Here is a 20,145-nt window from a genome sequence, read left to right as displayed (position 1 = left end):
GTTGTCAGACGCAATTTTTATTTAATTTTCAAAAACCATGATGCTAAAAGTTAGCATTATTATTTTTAAAACCGATATAACTATCAGCTATATTTATATTATATAACCGATAGTTATATTTGTCAAGAGGTTTTTGAAAAAATTTTAAAATTTTTTAGAGGCTTAAAAATGGAATTTTCGGAACGCTTAAAAGAACTAAGAAAAAAGGCAAACTTTACTCAAGTTGAAGTGGCTGAAAAACTAGGAATTTCGCAACCTGCTTACGCTTCATGGGAACGTGGAGTAAAAAAACCAACACAGGAAAATCTCGTTAAAATTGCACAAGTTTTAAATGTGTCCGTTGATTACCTAGTTGGAAACTCAGAAGAAAAATCAGATGAATTAGACAATATTGAATTGCTTTTCCGTATGAACTCAAAAGGCTTAACTGATGAAGAAAAAAGAATCTTTAAAAAAGAGTTGATTGAGTTTATGGAAGAACGGAAGAAAGCTTTTAAAGTAAGTGACATTAAATAACTTTTTAGTTAATTTTGCTCTTATTAATTTAGCTTATTAATTGATTTGAGGGACTAATATGGTACTATATTTAAGTATAATTTCTTTTTTTGCGATAAATTTATATCAGGTTATCGCAAGAAAATTTAATAAAACTGTTTTTATTATAGGTCTTTCAACCGCCTTCTGGTTAATTACCTTACCTACTTACTCTTTTGATACAGATTTTTTAACAATTATCAGTAAATTTCTTCTATCACTACTTAAACTGACAGATTTATTTTCTTTTGGAGTAGATGTTCAGGCTCTAATAGACAACCTTCCTAGTAGTTTTAATACTAGCTATCTATACTTTTGGATAGTATTTCTATACAGTTGTTCTTCTTTTTTTACTTTGTCTTTTCTACTTTCTTTATTTAGTCAATTTTTGTCAGTATTAAAAATACGCTATTTCAATAAATCTTGTAATTATATTTTTTCTGGTACAAGTGATAATCATAGGAAGTTTGCTTATCAATTAAAGCAAACTAATGAAAATTATAAAATTATTTTTACCTCTGTAAAATTAGATGATACATTACAAGATATCACTGCACTTAATTTCTCAAGAGATGTAACTTATCTTTCTTCAAAGTTAAAAAGAGCAAATCAGAACCATTATTATCTTTTAGACAAAGATATTACTTCGATTGAAAAAGCACTTAATTTAATCGAATCATATGGTGAGCAAACTACTAATGATTTCATATTTGTACAAGACTCAGCAAATATATTAGAAAATTATTTACAAAGAAAACAAAGAATAGATGAACAACTAAAAGTTAGATTAATCAATAGCTCTAGATCTACCATTTATAATTACTTCTTTGAGAATTACACCTACCTTAAAAATATATTTCATACTAAAGGAAAAATAGTTGTGGTTGGAAATAAAGATGTAGCTAAGGAAATCGTTAAATTACTTCTTTGGCTGTCACAAATCGTAAGTCATGAATTAGAGCTACTTATTGTTACTTCATCAGATGAATTCGAAAATAGTTTGAAATACGAAATGCCAGCTATTTTTGAACCTATAGAGTATGAAACACCTTATTCCATAGAGTTTAAAAAAGTTTCAGAGTTATCGTCAAGTATAGTTTACTTAGCAATAAAAGATATTCAAGATTTAAGTTCAATTTTTATGGATGTTAATGATTTTATTAATATAGAGTTAGCAAATCATTTAACACAAAGTCATAGATCTGATTTAATTCTAGCATTTACTTTATCATCTCCTTTGCTTTATGATATAAACATATCCAACTTCAAAAATAATCTAATAGATGTTTCTCTATTAAGTGTTCATTATAATTCTAATTTAGAAAAAAGAGCTCTTGAACTTCACAAGAAATATCAAGATAAATTTATTGAGCAAACATTTTATAACAATCAATATAATTATTTTTCATCCATGTCAAGAGCTTTGGGGGACAAATATATGATTGGTCATGTTTATATCGATAAGGACCATAAAATACCAAATACACAAAATTTAATTAATGAGCACAACCGTTGGTCTATATATTTAAAAACTGAAGGATGGCTTTATAATAAACAAAAAGATAAATTTAAGAAGCACCACCATTTATTGATACCTTTTGATGATTTATCCGAAATTGAAAAGCAAAAGGATCTAAATTGAACTTCTTTCTAGAATAAAATTTCGAGTTGTCAATATAGAGGAATAGGCATGAAAATAATTGTTTTCTTTGTTGTTTTAACGTTTACTCACATAATTTGTATAGCAATGGATAAAAACTATATAAAATATCTACTCTTAAAATTCTTTATGCGTTTTGCTCCTACCGTACAAGAAGAATTTTATAAACAAATTGATGAAATTGACCCTAATAAAATTCGTGCATGGTATATTGATGAGGACGATAAACTCCTTTTTCAAGTGAAATTTAAAGTAGTTTATCTAGTACCGATATTATGGGTATTACTTATTAGTATAGGGTGTTTTATTACTTTCAGCACGATTTTATTAGTTGTTTATACAGCACTTATAAGTATTTTTGCAATTTCTTATAAGTATGTTGAGATATACTCGTTACAAACTTATAAAAATCTAACATCGTTAAAAATTGATAGGACAAGATTTAAATATCAAGGACAAGCTATTTTGTTACATGTAGGTAGTATTCTTTCTTTTGTTCTTATATACATTGCATTTTTTAATCTGTTTTCAAGCAGGAATTTATTGTTTGAAAATAGTTTCATTTCAGTGATGATATCTTATTTTATGTTGGTTTTAGGAACACTAATTCAGGACTACTTTATTAAATTGGCACTTGAAATTTATGATGAAGACTATTCATTTGAGGAAATTAGTAATTCAGATAAAAAAGTGATCCTTTATCTTCGTTCTTTTTCTATAGATAATACTTCTATTTATTGTCCCTCATATTTAGGAGGAAGCTTCCTTCGTTACTTTTTACTTCCAAGGATTCAGTTTCCACAATTATTAACAAAGGTATTAGAGGGTTCAGGACAAGGTTTCGTTGTTGGAATTGGGAATCCTCATGAAACCTATCGAGGCAAACGATTCCATGGTTTTTCTAAAACATATGTTTTGGATGATTTCAAAGGTGAGGATAAATGGAAGAAGGAAATAAATAAGTTACTAGATAGAGCAAATCTTATAGTAAGCATAGCAGGGAAAACAGAAGGTGTTTCATGGGAAATCAATTCAATAAAATCAATGAATGGAATGGAAAAATCTATTATACTTTTTTCTCCAAAAGATGGAGAAGAAGGAGATATTAGCCTAATAACAAATATCCGAAGAAAACTTGATATTCTTGATGAGGACTTCCCTTCAGAATTTTATGATGCTCAATTTATTGGATTACATGTAAAAAATTATGGACCAATTTGGTATTTAAACTATGGTAGAACTTACTATTCATATATGTTCTCTCTCTTATCTCTTACAGGTACAATACAAAACGATAAAGATTTTTTTCAAAAGCAATCGATAAAATAATATAATATAAAAAAGTGGACAATCGTCTACTTTTTTTATATAATAAACTAAACCGATTAGGTTTAGTTTTGTTCATTGTGACTTAAAGGAGGTGTTATTCGTTGGATGAATTGTATTCAAGAGTAAGTGAAATCACAAAACAAGTCCTTTATCCCTATATAAAAGAAGAAGAAATTTCAACCCTGAACTATCACTTTCACTATTATTTTGATTATTGCATTCATGGGAATAACATTCAAGTCATTAGTCACCACTTTTCAAATCATAAAATTGAAGGTTTGACAGTTATTGATAAACTAGGGACGAGTTTTTCCTATGAGCAAAACAATCCTGTAATCAAGCGCGTCTACTTGGAAGAAGACGGCTTACGCCTTGTTTCCATCAACAAGAAATACAAAGACAAATTTGCTCCTTATGACGATGATCCTCGCATTGTCGGAAAAATTGTCGGAAATTTTATGCCTCTAGAGGACTAGGTTATGGGAATCATTGACTATTCAAAAGAACCTGTTAGTGATATTGCCTTTATTGATATGAAATCCTTCTATGCCAGCGTGGAGTGTGTGGAGCGAGGGCTTCATCCTCTTAAAACCTCCCTCTGTGTGATGAGTCGAGCGGATAATTCTGCTGGATTGATATAGGCATCATCACCCATGTCTAAGAAAGTATTTGGGAAAAAGAATGTTGGTCGGGCTTATGATTTACCCTTTGATGTCAAAACCAGAAAATTTTCTTACTATAACGCAAAAAAGCAGGGACTTCCAACGGATCCAGACTTTGTACGCTATATTGAGGAATGGGCGAAGACCACCTTTATCGTTCCACCTCGAATGGACAAGTACATTGAGGTTAATATGGAAATACAGCGAGTGTTTCAAGACTACGGTAGCCCTAATGAAATATACCCTTATTCGATTGATGAGGGCTTTATTGACCTAACAACTTCTCTTAACTACTTTATTAGTAATCAGACCATATCCCGAAAAGATAAGTTGGATATGATCTCTGCTAAGATTCAAAAAGATATTTGGCGAAAGACAGGTATTTACTCAACTGTTGGTATGTCAAATAGTAATCCCTTGCTTGCTAAGCTAGCCTTGGACAACGAAGCTAAGAAAATGCCCACCATGCGTGCTAATTGGTCTTATGAAGATGTAGAAAGCAAGGTTTGGGCAATTCGTAACATGACAGATTTTTTGGGAATTGGTCATCGTAAGGAAAAGAGATTAAATGATTTGGGAATCTTTTCTATTAAGGAACTTGCTAATAGCAATCCCGATTTACTTAAAAAGTCTTTAGGGGTAGTAGGGCTACGTCTCTGGTTTTATGCAAATGGAGTAGATGAAAGCAATGTTAACACTCCATATAAACCAAAGAGCACAGGATTAGGTAACTCCCAAGTTTTATCGAGAGATTATGTCAAGCAACGGAATATCGAGATTGTCCTTCGAGAGATGACAGAGCAGGTTGCTATTCGTCTTAGACGAACAGGTAAGAAAACAACTGTTATCTCTATTCATGTAGGCTATTCCAAACAGGAAAATAAAAAATCAATCAACACACAAAAAAAGATCGAACCAACTAATCATACGGACATGCTAACTAATGTGGTTTTACAGTTATTTCATCAGAAATACAGTTCAGGTGCCGTAAGGAACTTTGCCGTCAACTATTCAGGTCTAGTGGATGAATCGTTTGGACTAGTTTCTTTATTTGATGATGTTGAAAAAATAGAAAAAGAAGAAAGGCTCCAATCAGCGATTGACAGCATCCGAAATCTTAAAAGCCAATGTCCTTGAGTCAGCATCAAGAAGCATTGTTAGAAGTAAACTAATCGGAGGTCATTCTGCTGGGGGACTAGATGGCTTAAAATGATTGATCGTTCTTACTTGCCCTATCAGTCAGCCCGAGAATATCAATACTCAGGTATGCAAAAATGGATGGGCTTCTTTTTATCTGAACATACCACGTCACTAGGAGAAGAAAAATATCGTGTCGATTTAACCAGCGACTTGAACAGAACAGAAAAACTATTGTTACTTTCTTAGCTCTATGTTGGGCATTTGAAAGGTCGCTTTACAGTCAAACAAAAAGCTCAAAAAGTAACTTTGATTGGCGAAGTGAGAGAAATTTCAGCAAAAGAAGTATCCGTCAAAACATATGAAGGATACCGATTAATTAAAGTGGAAGACATCCTGGACATTCAACTATTAGAAGAGGTTGGCTATGAGTAGAAAAGAACTCTATGAGAATAAATTGCAGATGGATTATTTTTCAGAAGGCTATATCCGATTTGCAGAAGACTTCCAGAAGTATTCTGCAATGGATGTTCCATTAACTTTTCTGATTGATGACATCCTCAGAACAATGGTAATTAATCAGAAAAACTACTTTAAACTCAATAGAGAGAATTCGAAGGATGGACGGTATCATTATTTTTATTTTACAATCCAGCTATCTGATAATAACATTGTAAGGTATTTCGAATATTCAAGAGCAAAATAATTATCACTACTATGACTATCTAAGACCTAAATATGCTATAATAGGGACATCAATACACTAATGATTTCCTTTTTAATCCAATAAATATGGAGATTGTTATTTATAATATTTTTTAGGAGAAAAATATGAAGCGGGAATTGGAACAAATATTAGAGACTAGTGAAGCATTTCTAGTTGAAGGAGTTCTCAATAAGAATAAATTAGCAGAACTTGCCAGACAGTATAATCCAGAACTTTTGAATGTATTGTTAGGCAACGAAAAAATTGCCCAACAGTTTTTTACTAAACTGCAAGATGGTGTCCTAGTTTTTAAAAAAGATGTCTTTTTACAATTTTTAAATAATAAAGAATTTTTGCCAGATAGTTTTACTGCTTACAAGACAAAAATTGGTTTGGGAACAGCTGACGGAAACTACCTTTCTGAAAATAAAGAAGTAGTGCTGAACTTTCCCTATAAAGACTGTGTGCTCGAGGGTGGACAAACAAAAGACGATACTAAACGACAAGAGATCTTCTTTAATGAGATACTCGCTCCAGCAGAAATCAATCGCTTGCTGGACGACAAGGTGTTGAGCAATTTCAAGCGTTATGATAAAGATGGTGAGCAAGAGGTTGAGGAGTTAAAGGATACAGATAATCTCATTATCAAGGGAAATAATCTGCTTGCACTGCATAGCCTCAAGAAACGGTTTGGTGGACAAGTCAAGTTGATTTATATTGATCCACCTTATAATACTGGAAGTGATAGTTTTGGCTATAATGATAATTTTAATAGAAGTACATGGCTGACTTTTATGAAAAATCGTTTGACTATTGCTAAAGATTTATTGAGAACTGATGGGGTTATCATTGTTCAAATTAGTTTTCATGAATTTCCATATTTGCGAGTCATGATGGATGAACTATTTACTGAAGAAAATCATAAAATGGATGTAAATGTTCTTGTACGACATCCGGAAAGAAGTTTAACAGGTGATAAAGAATTTAATGATGTTTTAGAGTACGCATTGGTATACAGTAAACTAAGTAATTATAAGTTGCCAAAGAAAAAGATAATGAAAACAATTGAGGATTATCAGTATGATTTTGATTTCCCCGAAACTCCATACGATACTTTTAAAGTCGGAGAAAAAAACATCAACGTTTATCTTCCAGATGATATTACCATTACTAGAAGTGAGGGGCACGAGGGTGGATTAAAATCGATGTCAATCCGTGGTAGTATACGTGAAAAAAATTCAAGTGGTCGTTTTTATGTTTCGCATTTAGAAGGGTTAATAGATAAGTATCCTGAAGGAACTATTTTCACTGTCCCAAATATGGGGGATGATGGTCGTGAGTTTAGAATTTTTGAACTTCCAAAAAATGGTAATAAGAATGGTTTTTACTACCCAGGTAAGCCTATTGGAAGTGATTATACGTTAAAACCATACCCTAATTTTGTAGATTTCGTTCAACAATATAATTCTGTAAACTCTGAAGGAGACGTTTCCTTTAGAAATGGTAAAAAACCAGAAGAATACATTCGATATTATTTGGAAATGTTTACAAAAGAAGGAGATATAGTACTTGACTACCATCTTGGCTCTGGAACAACTGCAGCTGTCGCCCATAAAATGAACCGTCAATACATTGGTATTGAACAGATGGACTACATTGAGACAGTTTCCGTGGAACGCTTAAAAAAAGTAATTGACGGAGAACAAAGAGGCATCTCAAAAGATGTCAACTGGAATGGTGGAGGGTCTTTTGTTTATTGCGAACTAAAAAACGATGCACAAGACTTCAAAAATTCTGTTTTGGAAGCAACGTCTTCTGAGGTTCTATCAAAGTTATTTGAACAAGCTAAGAAATCATCTTTTCTATCTTACCGTGTTGACCCTAAAAAGTTGAAAAAACAAGAGTTTGAAAAAATTTCTCTTGCTGAACAAAAGCAGATATTGTTGGAGTTAGTGGACAATAATAATCTTTATGTCAACTACACTGAGATAGATGATAGCGACTATGACATTACCAAACAAGAGAAAGAACTCAACCGTGCGTTTTACGGAGAGGAGTAGGCCATGACTTTTGTTTATGAAATTTACAACCAAGCTACTGAAAATGGGTTTGTCAACTTTAAGGAAAACATTCCTGACTATATCACGCAAAATCTAAAATATCCACTGCGCCCATATCAAAAAGAGGCGGTGGGGCGCTATCTCTACTATAAAAATGATGAGAAAAATTATCAAAAACTAGAACATGTCCTCTACAATATGGCAACAGGTTCTGGAAAAACCTTGCTAATGGCAGCGATTATTCTAGAAAAGTTTAAACAAGGCGAACGGAATTTTATCTTTTTTGTCAATAATGATAATATCCTCACCAAGACGAGAGCTAACTTTTTGCAAAATGAAACAGGCAAGTATTTGTTTACTGATAAGATAACAATTGATAACCAAGTAGTGGAAGTACGTGAGGTAACGGATTTTTCAGATAGTCAGTCTGATAGTATAAATATAGTTTTTACCACTATTCAAAAACTTCATCAAGATTTGAATACTCCACGAGAAAATCGGCTAACATATGAACAGTTTGAAGATTTATCGGTTGTGTTATTGGCAGATGAAGCTCATCACTTGAATGCTGGTTTAGTCAAGAAAGAAAAGGATGAGAATGATAGTTGGACTTCCACCATTACTAATATTCAAGATATAGCTAAAAAGTCATCTTTGTTTGAATTTACAGCAACCATTGATTTAGGAAATCCAGATATTGGTAAAAAATATGAAAAATCTTTGATTTTCAAGTATGACTTAAAAGAGTTTCGCTTGGACAAGTATTCAAAAGATGTCCTCTTTCATTTGGTAGATAGTGAAGTTCCAACACGGATGTTACAAGCAATTTTAATTAGTCAGTATCGTAAGAAAATCGCCCTCAAATATAATATTAATCTTAAACCCTTAGTGATGTTTAAATCACAAAAAATTACTGAAAGTAAGGCTAACTTAGAAATATTTTTAGAGATGCTTTCGAATTTAACCGTGGATCAATTGCAGAAACAAAAGGCTGTGCATCAAAATGAAGCAAATGAAAAAGGGATATTGGAAAAAGCATTTGATTTCTTTGATGAAATAGGATTATCATTTCAAGATCTGATCGATGAGTTGAAAGATGATTTTCGTCCAGAACGAATGCTTTTGATTGATGGAAAAAATAAAAGTAGTAGTAATTTGGTGGAGTTAAATACTTTGGAGCTTCCTTCAAATGGAATTCGTGCTATTTTTGCTGTGGATATGCTTAACGAAGGTTGGGATGTTCTTAACCTCTTTGATATTGTACGCCTATATGATACACGTGATGGCAAAATAACAAAGAATGGATTTGTAGCAGGAAAAACCACAAATTCAGAGAAACAACTTATTGGTCGTGGAGCTAGATATTATCCTTTTGTAATAGGTGATAAAGTAGACGAAAAATATACACGAAAGTTTGATGGAAATGAAAATAATGATCTTCGTGTGATTGAACAACTTCATTATCATTCTGCTAACAATCCACGATATATTTCTGAACTAAAACAGGTTTTACGAGAATCTGGAATTTATGATGATCAGAATTTGGAAGAGCGTGAGTTGAAACTAAAAGAGTCATTTAAAAAAACTCGAACCTATTTGGATGGAGTTGTTTGGATGAACACACGCTTATCGTATAAGCAATTTGTTGAAGAACGCCAAGAGAGTTTTGACAGTTCGTTTATCCCAGATTCCTTTGAAGTAACTCTTCCGACTCAAGGGAATATACGTGACATATATGCATTTGATGAAATCAAATATGTGTATGAAACACTTGAATCGCTAAGTTTTAAGTTTAGTAAAGAAATTGGAAATAACATTGTTCGTACAGCAATTAATAGAAATAAGAATTTCACATTTGATAATCTTCAAAAAGTATTTTTGGGTTTACAAAGTGTTTCGGAATTCATTAATATGTTATCAGGAATAAATATACGAGTTGAGAGTAGTTATAAAGCCATATCAGATTTAACGCAAGAAGATAAACTGTATATCACTGAAAAATTACTCCATTTCATAGAGAAAGATTTGATTGCTGTAGAAGAACGATATTTTGGTTCAGAAATGTTTACAAAGTATGCAATCAAAGATCTTTTTGAGGACAATATCCTTAGGAAATACACTATTGATAGACGTAGTCAAGCCGAGTTTGGACTTTCACAAAAAGATCCGAAAGAAACAAAATATTTTGAAGATCTTGATAGACTAGACTGGTATGCTTATGATGATAATTTTGGAACTAGTGAGGAAAAATTACTTGTTAGGTTGATAAAAGAGCTTATGTCGGAACTTGAAGAAAAATGGACAGATATTTATCTTCTTAGGAATGAAAAAGCAGTTAAAATTTATAGTTTTGACAAAGGTCAACCTTTTGAACCTGATTTTTTGATGTTTGCGAATGATAAAAAGATGGGAAATGTTTCTTGGCAGATTTTTATTGAACCAAAGGGTAGTCAGTTCTTAGATGCAGAAAACACTTTTGAAAATAGTAAAGAAGGATGGAAGCAAGAATTTCTACGCCAAATTACAGAGAGAGATGAAGCTAGAACATTGATTGATGACGAAAGATACAGAATTGTTGGTTTACCATTCTTTAATGAAGGATTAACGAAAAAGATTTTTAAAGAGAGTTTGAAAAAATTGTAAGGAAGTAATATTAGATGCAACAAAATATAATTGATATTAATAGTCCAATAACACCAATCAGTCATTTATTATTGCATGCTTATCATGCATTGCTTAATCATGTTCCGCGGCAAGAACTTTCTGGATATGTTTTTAATAATAATGTAACCGAAAGAATTTACTTTTATGAAGCCCTAATAGAACAATATAACATGATGCTTACATCAAAAGATAGGTCAAATTTTGAATGGTATATTTCAGTTCTTAATGAAGAACAAATTAGAGATTATTTAGTAAAATTTATAACTAAAAAATGGGAATACGAAAAGCCTGTAATTTGGAAAGATCGTAATAAAAGTGATTATTACTTGAGGAATTTGACGGATTCTCATAGATTTGAATTGTTTGTATCAGATAAATTTTTTAAAAATGGGTTTGACATTGGTTTGTTTTATAGTAGAGATGGTCAGTATTCAGGTGAAAGTAAAGCCGGAGTTGAAATTAAATATGACAAATGTTCAGAAAAGACAGGTAATCTATATATTGAAATTGAAGAGAGTTTGACAAGACAGCAGATGTTTGTTTCCAGTGGTATTTTTAAGGAGGATAATACAAAGATTATCGCGATTGGTAATTATTCTTTTATCTACTATTTTGAGAAAAATAAATTAATCGAATTGTATCAAAATATAGAACATTATCGAGATTTGAGGAAAGTCGGTGCTCATAGAGGAACTTCTAAAGGCTTTATTATTCCGATTAGAATAGCTGATAACTTTTCATTGAGTATTGAGGAAGTAATTGATATCATAAAATAAAAATACAAGTTATCTTTTTATAACTAACTTATTTGATTTTGTTTATGAAGGAAGGGTAGAATATTAAGTCGTTAATCTGTCGTAAGTGTCACGAATGAGGAGATATAATTTCCCTCTTATTTATCAAACTTATATTCAATTTTTTTGAAATAAAACAGCAGTACGAATCGGCTAAAATTTGATATAAAGCTATTTATAGATTGCTTGAAATCAAACCGTGTTAAACCAGACTTGAAAAAAGCTCGCAAAGCTAGCAAATTTTCAAAATGTTAATCAATACGATTATATTAATGTTTTAAAGCATTCAAGAGTCATCTCTTGGGTGTCTTTTTGTTTTGCTTAAAAATTTAAATACTATGGGAAATAGCAGGATATCAGTACTTTTCAGAGTTTTCGTGATGCAGTCTTCAATCTCTAAATCTTAGATATTAATATTTTTAATAAAATTTGCGTTTTTTGGCGCACCAAAAATGGTGCGTTTCTGTTTTTGTGCTATAATAGAAATAAATAAAAGGAGGGTTCTTATGATTGGAGAAAATATAAAAACATTACGTAAAACACATGATCTCACCCAACCTGAATTCGCAAAGATTATTGGTATCTCTCGAAATAGCCTGAGCCGTTATGAGAATGGAATAAGTTCAGTTTCGACAGAATTAGTAGATCGTATCTGCAAAAAATTTAACGTTTCCTATATCGATATCGTAGGGGAGGAAAAAATGCTCACACCAGTAGAAGATTATCAGTTAACATTAAAAATAGAATTGATAAAGGAACGAGGAGCGAATATCTTAGCGCAACTTTATCGTTTTCAAGATGAACAAGGAATTGAATTTGATGATGGTTCTAATCCTTGGGTTCTAATGAGCGATGATATTTCTGATTTGATTAACACGAAGATTTATCTTGTTGCTACTTTTGAGGAAGTAGAGCGATATAATGGCTATTTGGATGGCATTGAACGTGTGCTAGAACAAGCTAGTCATCTAGTGGTGGCTTAATGAAATTAGATAAATTTAGCCAGGATGACTTTATTAAAGCCTCTAATCGACTCGTTCGTTCTTTAACTCGTGGAAAAACAACTTCATCTCAGCCCAAGGCTATTTTGCTTGGTGGACAGAGTGATGCTGGTAAGACAACGATTCATCGTATTAAACAAAGGGAATTTCAAGGAGATATCATTATTATTGATGGAGATAGTTATCGCTCTTTTCATCCGAACTACCTTGCTCTACAGGAAAAGTATGGTAAAGATAGTGTGGATTATACCAAAGTATTCGCGGGACAAATGGTTGAATATCTTGTAGATGAGTTGAGTAAGCAAGGTTATCATCTATTAATCGAGGGTACCTTGAGAACAACCGAAGTTCCTCGAAAAACAGCACAATTATTGACAAATAGAGGCTATCAAGTCTCACTCGCACTAATTGCGACTAAGCCAGAATTGTCCTATCTCAGTACTTTGATACGTTATGAGGAGCTCTACGCCATAGATCCTAGTCAGGCTAGAGCGACTCCTAAAGCACACCATGATGGAATTGTAGAACATTTGGTTGATAACTTACGGGAGTTAGAAAAGGATGAACTTTTTAGACAAATTCAAATTTATCAAAGAGATCAATCGTGTGTTTATGATTCGCAAGTAGACGAAACCTCAGCAGCAGAAGTTTTACACGAATGCCTATTTGGAAAATGGAACACGGTGGAAGAAGAGATGTTGAAGATAGGGCAGGAAAGGTTGAGGGAGTTAGGTGATAATTGCTAGGTGACGCAGGGGTAATTTATGAGTATACTGAAAAAGTAATTTATTTCCATAAATCTACAGCAATAGTTTTTTACAGAAGCTAAGGATTTATTGTCCAGAGAAACCAAAATTGTATTAATTAATGAATTTGATAAAGTAAATGCTACTTTATACAATGTTTTTATCAAATATTTAATGAGGGAGAGTTGGAAGATATAAATTACTTGATAGATGTTCCTATAGGGTAAAATTCACACCATTTAACTGAAACTTATTCAAATTGGTTGTAAATTTATTTTCAGGAAACACGGGAAAATGTTGATTTTAAAGGAATGACGAAACTTGTTAAAATATAAATGTATCAAACGCATTTATATTGCACTTGGAATCACACCAGAGGGATATAAAGCTGTCCTTGGATATGAGATTATCTCAAATGAAAATCATTTTTCTTGGTCAGATTTACTAGAAAAACTGCAAAACAAGGGAGTCAATAGGTTTCACTCATAGTCACAGATGGATTTAAGGGACTATACCAGATAATCAGTCAGGGTTATCCTTTAGCCAAGTAACAGCGTTGTTTGATTTATATTAGTCGAAATCCCTAGCTAGTAAAGTGAAAAGAATAGATAGTGCAGTCATTCTGGAGCAATTTAAAAAGATTTATCATCCAAACACTCTAGAAGTAGCAGAACAAGCTTTAGATGGATTTATTACTCTAAATATGGGAAAGTGATGTGACAGTTGGAATTAACAGATAAATTCTTAACTTTTTATCGGTTTCCTTACCAAATTTTGTCTAGTCTTTACGCTACAAACCTCATTGAGTCCCTCAACAAGGAAATCAAACGTTCAAATAAAAAGAAGGGTTCTTTTCCTAATGAGGAAGTTGTGGGGTGCTATTTAGTATTCTTATTTAAAGCAGATTCTACAAATCCATAAAGGTTTTGTAGAATGTTCTGATATGCCAGAAAGTTTATTTGATTAATATTATTAAATTCTACTTGAGTGTTTACACAAATCATTGACAAAATATCATTAAAACATTTTAATATAACTAGCATAATTCTTTAAATTGATATATAATATAAGAAGTAAAGTTTATTTATAAAGGAGATAGTTGTGTTAAAAATTGAAGAAATTAAAATTGCGAATTATAGATCATATAAGGAAAATGGAAATGAAATTACAAACCTTTCTAAAATTAATGTAATGGTTGGTAAGAATAATGTAGGTAAAACAAACTTGCTAAGAGCTATATATTTATTTTTTAATCCAGCGTCATTTAATCCTTCTGTTGACATAAATTATATCAAAAAAATTACTGGAGGCGCGAGTAAATTACCTAAAATTGATATTACTTTTTCTGATGATGAGATTTTAAATTCTAAATCTGATGGATTTAAAAAATACACAATATCTTGTAATTTAAATAAATTAGAGAAAAAAGGAGGAGTTTATTCTCTAATAACTCAAAATGCAGACATCAAAAGTAAGTTAAAAAGTAATAGTGATATTAAAAATTATCTAGAAAAAAAATAAAATGTGTTTTTTTAAGTACCACTGATGATAATATTGAAAGACAATCACAAAATTTGATAAATGATCTGATATTCAAATATTATCAAAAGAAAAATAAAATAATAAAAGATTCTGTTAAAAAATTCGAAGAGAGCTACAAACAGCTTAAAGACGCATTTAGTACGAATATTTCTAGTATAGAAGGCGAGTTATCCGAACAATTTAAATCAATGGAAGGATTTAATATTGAACCCAAGTTTGAGTTTGATTTGAATAAAGAAATAACGAAGTTTTTGATGGAGAATATCAAACTTAGACTTGATGATAATTACGCTCAAGAATTTGGTACGAAAGGTGCAGGTGTTCAAAGAGCTTCTCTAATTTTAATAACAATATATTTATTAAAAGAAATATATACGAAAGAGAATAAAATTATCCTATTAGATGAACCTGAGGCTTTTTTATATCCATTATTAGAAAAACAGATTAAAAACAAACTTGAGCAAACTATAGCGAATTTAAATAATGATGATACTTCTAATATACAAATTTTCATGACTTCACATTCTAGTACTTATTTAAATGAGATGAGTAACTCAAACTATTCGTTTTCATATTTAAAACAAAAATCAGAAAAAAACAAATATAAACGAAGCAAAAATCAGGAAGACATCAATAAGTACACAGTTATTGAAACTATGGATCGTAAAAACAGATATGAGGTATTGAAAAATTATGGTCTATTAGATAATGTAAACGACTACCCTTATGTAATTGTCTGTGAAGGAGAAACAGATCGGAATTACATAGTAAAATTACTTGAGAATCAAAAGGATATCCCACAAATAAGATACGGCAAATTTTCTGATGGTATAGCAGGTAAATCAAAAGATCTAAACTATAACTATATTGGAAGCGGAGCTAACTCAATATTACCAATCCTAATATACTTGGATAATGTTAGCCCTGTAAAACGTAGTGTTTTTGTATTGTTAGATGGGGATAAAGAAGGCAAAATGGTTCAACAAAAAATAAAAGCCTTAGAATATAATAATTTAAGAATGAAAATACATATCCTTCCCAATAATAAAGTTATTGAAGATGTAGTTTTTTCAAAGGAACAATTTGCTAACCGTGTTGTAACTAAAATCCCATCTTTAAATATAGAAAAAGAGCGTTTCACTAAAATAATATTGGATTTAGACTCCAATAAATCTATTATAGAGCAGACAAAAAAATTTGTGGAAGGTAATAGTATTCAAGAAACAGATATTGGGAGTATAAAATCAATAATTTCACAAGATTTAAAAGATGAAAATTTACAAAAAGGTGAATTATATCAATCTTTAATAGAATTCTTCTACCAATAATTTTGATATTCACAAAGAAAAAACTTACAAATTAATATTTGTAGGACAGAATGTAAAAAAAACGTAGTCGGAGTAAATATGGTCTGTGTTAGTCCAATCGGGAGAATCAGATGAAATAAATTGAAAGTATCCCCTTAAAATTCATTAATATTCTGACCTCCTTGAAAGTTTATGTGATTAACATTCCTCAACTCTACTTGAGTGTTTACAAAAATTATTGACAAGAACTGTACTATTAAACAGAGAAAATCTATAATCATTGGGGGGATTATTTTAAAACGGATTAGATTTATCTAATTCTTTTTAAAATAAGTTAAATTCTGTACTAGTATTTATTATTCTATTCTTCGCTAATTTTACAAATTCAGATTCTTTTCTATACCAATAAAATTACGATTAAGTTTTTTACAAGCGACTGCAGTAGTCCCACTCCCCATAAAGGGGTCTAAAATAAATAAGTGCATTTTCTTTTGTAGAAGCTAAAATCATTCTTTCCAGTAGATACAGAGGTTTTTGAGTAGGATGTTTTCCAAATGTTTTTTCACGTTTAGGTGTTAATGAACCAGTCCATACATCTTTCATTTGCTTTCCATCATTGAATTCTCTTATCAAATCGTAGTTAAAAAAGTGCTTATTATTTTTAATATTTTTTTTTGGCCCATAGAACTGTTTCAGTGCTATGAGTAAAAGTTCTCCTTGCTAGATTTGGTGGAGGATTTAGTTTTTGCCAAGTTATATTATTTAAAATTTTAAAGCATTCTTGTTCTAAAGCCATTCCAATTGAGTAAATATTGTGTAAAGTTCCACTAATCCAAATTGTCCCATTGTCCTTTAAAATTCTCTTACATCCTTTTATCCATCTTCTATTGAATTTGTGTTTTTCAGTTGTGGTAAGTGCTGTATCCCAATCTCCTTTATTTACACTCACGTGTTTTCTACTTGAATTCGTAAATCCTCCAGATGATAAAAAATAAGGAGGGTCAGCAATAATACAGTCAATAGCTTATCTTTTAAATTTTTTTAAAATTTCGAATGTATTACCGTGGATTAGGGGTGAAGAATCATCGTTGTAGTATGGTATTAAGGTATTGGTGACTATTTTATTTTGATTGATATTTTCCATATTCATAATTAGTGACTATTATTTCTTTACTTTCTCTGTTCTTTGAATCACTATTAATCATGCGTTTAACATCAACGACTTCAATAGTGAAATCTTTATAAAGCTCTCTAATCAATTCAGTATTATGGTTTGTCAGAATACAAAAAACTCCTCTTTTGGAAAGTGTTTTATATAATTCTGAAAGTCTAATATGTTCATCAATGCTGAATCCTTCTTTAGTATATGAGTCGAAGGATTGTGGATTCAGAGGGGCATAAGGTGAATCAAAGAAAACGAGTTCACCTTTTTGAGCATTTTCTGCGGTTTTTCCAAAATCTTGATTATATATTGTTACATTTCTTAGAAAAGAAGAAATTTCATCAATATTTTGTTCGTTGTATAGATTAATTGTAGTTTTTTGATTAGATGGGACATTGAAGAAGCCCTTTTGATTTACTCGATAAAGTCCATTGAAACATGCTTTATTTAGACATATAAATAAAGTAGTTTTTCTGATTAAATCGTTCTTTGAGAATATGAGGTCATTGTATTCCTTTCTTTTTGTATAGTAAAATTCTTTAACTCTGTCTTTATTACCAATAGTATTATGTTCTTGCTGGATGGCATTTAATTGTTTTTTTAATTCGTCGGGGAAATCTCTTATTGTTTCGTAGGCTTCAATTAACGCGTGATTATTATCACTTATTATTGATGGAGTATGTGCAAGATCTAGTAGAAGAGCACCACCTCCAATAAATGGTTCATAGTAATTATTAAAAACAGATGGGATTCTGCTTTTTATTTCTGATAAGAGTTGGCGTTTATCGCCAGCCCATTTTACAAAAGGCTGCATAGTATTTACTCCTTATATAATAATTTTGGAATGTCTAACATATATTATTACAAAATAATCTAATAAGAAAAGAATAGAAAAAAATAAAAAATTGATCTATAATAGATCAAACTTATGTTTAGAATAAATCGGAAAGAATACGAGCAATAAATGAAATTACAAGAAGCTGAAAGAAAATTAAATTTGTTAGTTGGTGTACGTTTCAATGAACTATTTACAAATGAAGAATTACAAATTATAAAAATAAATAAAGGAAGAACCGGACAGTTACTTGAACTTTCTTTAGATATGAGGTTATCAAATTCAAATAGAGATTTTGAGGACGGCGAATTAAAAACTAATAAATGTGATTCATTAGGGAATCCTTTAGAAACTATTTTTATTACTCAGATAAGTAGTATGTTTGATGACTTAGTTACAGAATTATCTTTTGAACAGACTAGTTTATATACAAAGATAGATAATATTCTATATGTTCCTGTTGCTAAAGAAGGTGCTCCGGAAGATTGGTTTTTTTTACCTAGTATTCATGTTGATTTAAATATGCCTGAATTTGAACAGTTAAGTTCTCAACTGGAAGAAGATTATTATACAATATGTAGTATTCTTCGTGAACAAATAGAAAATGGAATAGATAGAAACATACATACTGCTAATGGTAAGTATATTCAGGTTAGAAGTAAGGACTCTAAACCATATCATCCAATTTATTCAAATATTTATGGAAGATATGTATCAAATAAAAATCATGCTTTTTATTTCAAAAGGGAATTTATCTACGAAATTAGGAAAATTGTGGGAAAGTATTAATGATAAGGAAGGAAAACAGTGATTATGTCAACTAGAATGCCAAATATTTCTGGTGGTGGTGCAAATACTAATGTCAATGGATTACAGTTCGAACAAACTACCTCTCTTGATTCTACACTAGAGAGTAAAGGGTTTGAAATTATAGATAACAAAGTCTATTTTAAAGATAAAAAAATAGGCTGGAGTGTAGGAAAGAATAAATTATATACAAAATTTCTTACACCTCAAGATATTGATTATAAAAAGTATAATTCAAAAAGATGGCAACCAGATGAGTGTTTTATTAATGAACTTAATCAAACCGCTTATATTATTGAAAAAAAATTTCAGAGTTCCAGTGGCTCTGTAGATGAAAAATTACCAGGATGTCATTTTAAAAAAATGGAGTATGAAAAATTATTTTCACCATTAGGTTATAAAGTTCAATTTATCTATGTTTTTAATGATTGGTTTAAAAAAGATGAGTATAAAGACACCAAAGAATATATTTATATGATGGGATGTTCGTATTTCTTTAATGAAATTCCATTAAAGGAACTAGGCATAGACTTTTTGTGAGAATGTAAAGTAAATACCATAAGATGTCAGGAAGATTTTATATTTATTTTCTTAAATTTATAGTATCGTAGAGGTGAAAATGACAGAATATAAAATAACTAAATTTTTTTCAAATGTTGGTACAAGAAATGAAGTACGAATGCGTCTGGTAGAAGAGTTATCTAAAGAAGTTCCGGGGAATAGGAAGGGCGAGGAAGCTTCTAGATATACATATTATGTGGAAAAATTATTAGATGGTCGTCGTATCTTTCTGAGACGACCTGCAAATTTACATAACGGTTTTGATTTTTTAGTTTGTGTCGAAAATACTAACTTTTCTGCGGAAGGGAAACGGAAAAGAAATTTTCCTAAACACGACGAAATTGTAAACGATTTGTTGATTAAAAAAAGTGACTCCCCTCAGCAATTTTTTCGGTTAATGAATATGATTGAGGACATTTATCTCTGCAAAAAGAACTATAAGGCGTCAGACTTCAATTGCTTTTCATTTAGACAGGGCTTTTCTGCAGACTTAATTGCTCTGACTTTAAAATGGTTATTCATAGAACAGGATATTCGATATTGGAATTACTCTGGTCGAGGAATGCTTTGGAGAGGACTATCTCAAATTATTAATTAAATTTTATTATATACAGTAATAAGTTATGGAGAAATAATGT

17 protein-coding genes and 5 pseudogenes are annotated in these 20,145 nt (G+C 30.9%); 19 read left to right on the top strand and 3 right to left on the bottom strand.

What is annotated here, in order from left to right; all coding sequences use genetic code 11:
* The first annotated feature begins 168 nt into the window (after positions 1–168).
* The 16 genes and pseudogenes from N8M09_RS03670 to N8M09_RS03595 all read left to right on the top strand — a co-directional run bounded on the left by N8M09_RS03670 (position 169) and on the right by N8M09_RS03595 (position 16,163).
* The gene (locus tag N8M09_RS03670; RefSeq protein ID WP_261063882.1) at positions 169–516 is read left to right on the top strand and encodes a helix-turn-helix domain-containing protein; all 348 of its coding nucleotides are present in this window, start codon (positions 169–171) and stop codon (positions 514–516) included.
* Between the two features lie 58 nt (positions 517–574).
* The gene (locus N8M09_RS03665) at positions 575–2,176 is read left to right on the top strand and encodes a RyR domain-containing protein (protein WP_261063879.1); all 1,602 of its coding nucleotides are present in this window, start codon (positions 575–577) and stop codon (positions 2,174–2,176) included.
* 48 nt (positions 2,177–2,224) lie between these two features.
* Positions 2,225–3,523 carry a hypothetical protein gene (locus N8M09_RS03660; protein ID WP_261063878.1) on the top strand — a complete coding sequence of 433 codons (1,299 nt, stop codon included), beginning with the start codon at positions 2,225–2,227 and terminating at the stop codon, positions 3,521–3,523.
* A 101-nt stretch (positions 3,524–3,624) separates the two neighbouring features.
* Positions 3,625–3,999 (top strand): S24 family peptidase, encoded by a 375-nt coding sequence (locus N8M09_RS03655; RefSeq protein ID WP_261063877.1) that lies wholly within the window; start codon positions 3,625–3,627, stop codon positions 3,997–3,999.
* A 3-nt stretch (positions 4,000–4,002) separates the two neighbouring features.
* Positions 4,003–5,398: pseudogene (locus tag N8M09_RS03650) on the top strand (Y-family DNA polymerase).
* Positions 5,395–5,757 (top strand): annotated as a pseudogene (locus N8M09_RS03645) (hypothetical protein). Before N8M09_RS03650 ends, N8M09_RS03645 begins: the two co-directional pseudogenes overlap by 4 nt.
* Positions 5,750–6,028 carry a DUF5960 family protein gene (locus N8M09_RS03640; protein ID WP_261063876.1) on the top strand — a complete coding sequence of 93 codons (279 nt, stop codon included), beginning with the start codon at positions 5,750–5,752 and terminating at the stop codon, positions 6,026–6,028. Before N8M09_RS03645 ends, N8M09_RS03640 begins: the two are co-directional and overlap by 8 nt.
* Positions 6,029–6,153: 125 nt before the next feature.
* Positions 6,154–8,088 (top strand): DNA methyltransferase, encoded by a 1,935-nt coding sequence (locus N8M09_RS03635; protein ID WP_261063874.1) that lies wholly within the window; start codon positions 6,154–6,156, stop codon positions 8,086–8,088.
* 3 nt (positions 8,089–8,091) lie between these two features.
* Complete coding sequence (locus tag N8M09_RS03630) at positions 8,092–10,731, top strand: DEAD/DEAH box helicase family protein (RefSeq protein ID WP_261063872.1); 2,640 nt, start codon at positions 8,092–8,094, stop codon at positions 10,729–10,731.
* 14 nt (positions 10,732–10,745) lie between these two features.
* Positions 10,746–11,528: a hypothetical protein gene (locus N8M09_RS03625; protein ID WP_261063870.1), complete on the top strand. Its 783-nt coding sequence runs from the start codon at positions 10,746–10,748 to the stop codon at positions 11,526–11,528.
* A 524-nt stretch (positions 11,529–12,052) separates the two neighbouring features.
* Positions 12,053–12,529, top strand: coding sequence for a type II toxin-antitoxin system antitoxin PezA (gene pezA, locus N8M09_RS03620; RefSeq protein ID WP_261063868.1), 477 nt, complete (start codon positions 12,053–12,055; stop codon positions 12,527–12,529).
* Positions 12,529–13,293, top strand: a complete 765-nt coding sequence (pezT, locus tag N8M09_RS03615) for a type II toxin-antitoxin system toxin PezT (protein ID WP_261063867.1) — start codon at positions 12,529–12,531, stop codon at positions 13,291–13,293. The genes pezA and pezT overlap by 1 nt, the downstream gene beginning before the upstream one ends.
* 78 nt (positions 13,294–13,371) lie before the next feature.
* A pseudogene (locus N8M09_RS03610) lies at positions 13,372–13,508 on the top strand (AAA family ATPase); the annotation flags it as partial.
* A gap of 133 nt (positions 13,509–13,641) precedes the next feature.
* Positions 13,642–14,260, top strand: a pseudogene (locus N8M09_RS03605) (IS256 family transposase); the annotation flags it as partial.
* Positions 14,261–14,394: 134 nt separating this feature from the next.
* Positions 14,395–14,814: an AAA family ATPase gene (locus N8M09_RS03600; protein WP_261063865.1), complete on the top strand. Its 420-nt coding sequence runs from the start codon at positions 14,395–14,397 to the stop codon at positions 14,812–14,814.
* A gap of 53 nt (positions 14,815–14,867) precedes the next feature.
* Positions 14,868–16,163, top strand: coding sequence for an ATP-dependent nuclease (locus tag N8M09_RS03595; RefSeq protein ID WP_261063863.1), 1,296 nt, complete (start codon positions 14,868–14,870; stop codon positions 16,161–16,163).
* A gap of 356 nt (positions 16,164–16,519) precedes the next feature.
* Here N8M09_RS03595 and N8M09_RS03590 read toward each other — a convergent pair whose 3' ends face one another.
* The 3 genes and pseudogenes from N8M09_RS03590 to N8M09_RS03580 form a co-directional block, all read right to left on the bottom strand.
* Positions 16,520–16,600 (bottom strand): site-specific DNA-methyltransferase, encoded by an 81-nt coding sequence (locus N8M09_RS03590; RefSeq protein ID WP_261063902.1) that lies wholly within the window; start codon positions 16,598–16,600, stop codon positions 16,520–16,522.
* Positions 16,569–17,151, bottom strand: a pseudogene (locus N8M09_RS03585) (DNA-methyltransferase). Before N8M09_RS03585 ends, N8M09_RS03590 begins: the two are co-directional and overlap by 32 nt.
* Positions 17,152–17,263: 112 nt before the next feature.
* Positions 17,264–18,118: a DNA adenine methylase gene (locus N8M09_RS03580; RefSeq protein WP_261063862.1), complete on the bottom strand. Its 855-nt coding sequence runs from the start codon at positions 18,116–18,118 to the stop codon at positions 17,264–17,266.
* A gap of 150 nt (positions 18,119–18,268) precedes the next feature.
* Between N8M09_RS03580 and N8M09_RS03575 the strand changes: the two genes are divergently transcribed.
* The 3 genes from N8M09_RS03575 to N8M09_RS03565 all read left to right on the top strand — a co-directional run bounded on the left by N8M09_RS03575 (position 18,269) and on the right by N8M09_RS03565 (position 20,105).
* On the top strand, positions 18,269–18,928 hold the full coding sequence (locus N8M09_RS03575) for a DNA mismatch repair protein MutH (RefSeq protein WP_261063860.1): 660 nt from the start codon (positions 18,269–18,271) through the stop codon (positions 18,926–18,928).
* Positions 18,929–18,952: 24 nt separating this feature from the next.
* A complete protein-coding gene (locus N8M09_RS03570; protein ID WP_261063858.1) occupies positions 18,953–19,486 on the top strand; it encodes a PD-(D/E)XK nuclease superfamily protein in 534 nt (177 codons plus the stop codon).
* 79 nt (positions 19,487–19,565) lie between these two features.
* The gene (locus N8M09_RS03565) at positions 19,566–20,105 is read left to right on the top strand and encodes a DNA adenine methylase (RefSeq protein ID WP_261063856.1); all 540 of its coding nucleotides are present in this window, start codon (positions 19,566–19,568) and stop codon (positions 20,103–20,105) included.
* The last annotated feature ends 40 nt before the right edge of the window (positions 20,106–20,145 follow it).

Source organism: Streptococcus mitis, assembly GCF_946190375.1.
In the GTDB taxonomy this organism is placed as follows: Bacteria; Bacillota; Bacilli; order Lactobacillales; family Streptococcaceae; genus Streptococcus; species Streptococcus mitis_CJ.
This window is presented reverse-complemented; position numbering and strand designations above follow the sequence as displayed.

Excerpts from the sequence above, each read along its gene's own strand:
- N8M09_RS03670 (WP_261063882.1), top strand. The coding sequence starts at position 169 with ATGGAATTTTCGGAACGCTTAAAAGAACTAAGAAAAAAGGCAAACTTT.
- N8M09_RS03665 (WP_261063879.1), top strand. The coding sequence starts at position 575 with ATGGTACTATATTTAAGTATAATTTCTTTTTTTGCGATAAATTTATAT.
- N8M09_RS03660 (WP_261063878.1), top strand. The coding sequence starts at position 2,225 with ATGAAAATAATTGTTTTCTTTGTTGTTTTAACGTTTACTCACATAATT.
- N8M09_RS03640 (WP_261063876.1), top strand. The coding sequence starts at position 5,750 with ATGAGTAGAAAAGAACTCTATGAGAATAAATTGCAGATGGATTATTTT.
- N8M09_RS03635 (WP_261063874.1), top strand. The coding sequence starts at position 6,154 with ATGAAGCGGGAATTGGAACAAATATTAGAGACTAGTGAAGCATTTCTA.
- N8M09_RS03630 (WP_261063872.1), top strand. The coding sequence starts at position 8,092 with ATGACTTTTGTTTATGAAATTTACAACCAAGCTACTGAAAATGGGTTT.
- N8M09_RS03625 (WP_261063870.1), top strand. The coding sequence starts at position 10,746 with ATGCAACAAAATATAATTGATATTAATAGTCCAATAACACCAATCAGT.
- pezA (WP_261063868.1), top strand. The coding sequence starts at position 12,053 with ATGATTGGAGAAAATATAAAAACATTACGTAAAACACATGATCTCACC.
- pezT (WP_261063867.1), top strand. The coding sequence starts at position 12,529 with ATGAAATTAGATAAATTTAGCCAGGATGACTTTATTAAAGCCTCTAAT.
- N8M09_RS03590 (WP_261063902.1), bottom strand. The coding sequence starts at position 16,600 with ATGGGGAGTGGGACTACTGCAGTCGCTTGTAAAAAACTTAATCGTAAT.
- N8M09_RS03580 (WP_261063862.1), bottom strand. The coding sequence starts at position 18,118 with ATGCAGCCTTTTGTAAAATGGGCTGGCGATAAACGCCAACTCTTATCA.
- N8M09_RS03575 (WP_261063860.1), top strand. The coding sequence starts at position 18,269 with ATGAAATTACAAGAAGCTGAAAGAAAATTAAATTTGTTAGTTGGTGTA.
- N8M09_RS03570 (WP_261063858.1), top strand. The coding sequence starts at position 18,953 with ATGTCAACTAGAATGCCAAATATTTCTGGTGGTGGTGCAAATACTAAT.
- N8M09_RS03565 (WP_261063856.1), top strand. The coding sequence starts at position 19,566 with ATGACAGAATATAAAATAACTAAATTTTTTTCAAATGTTGGTACAAGA.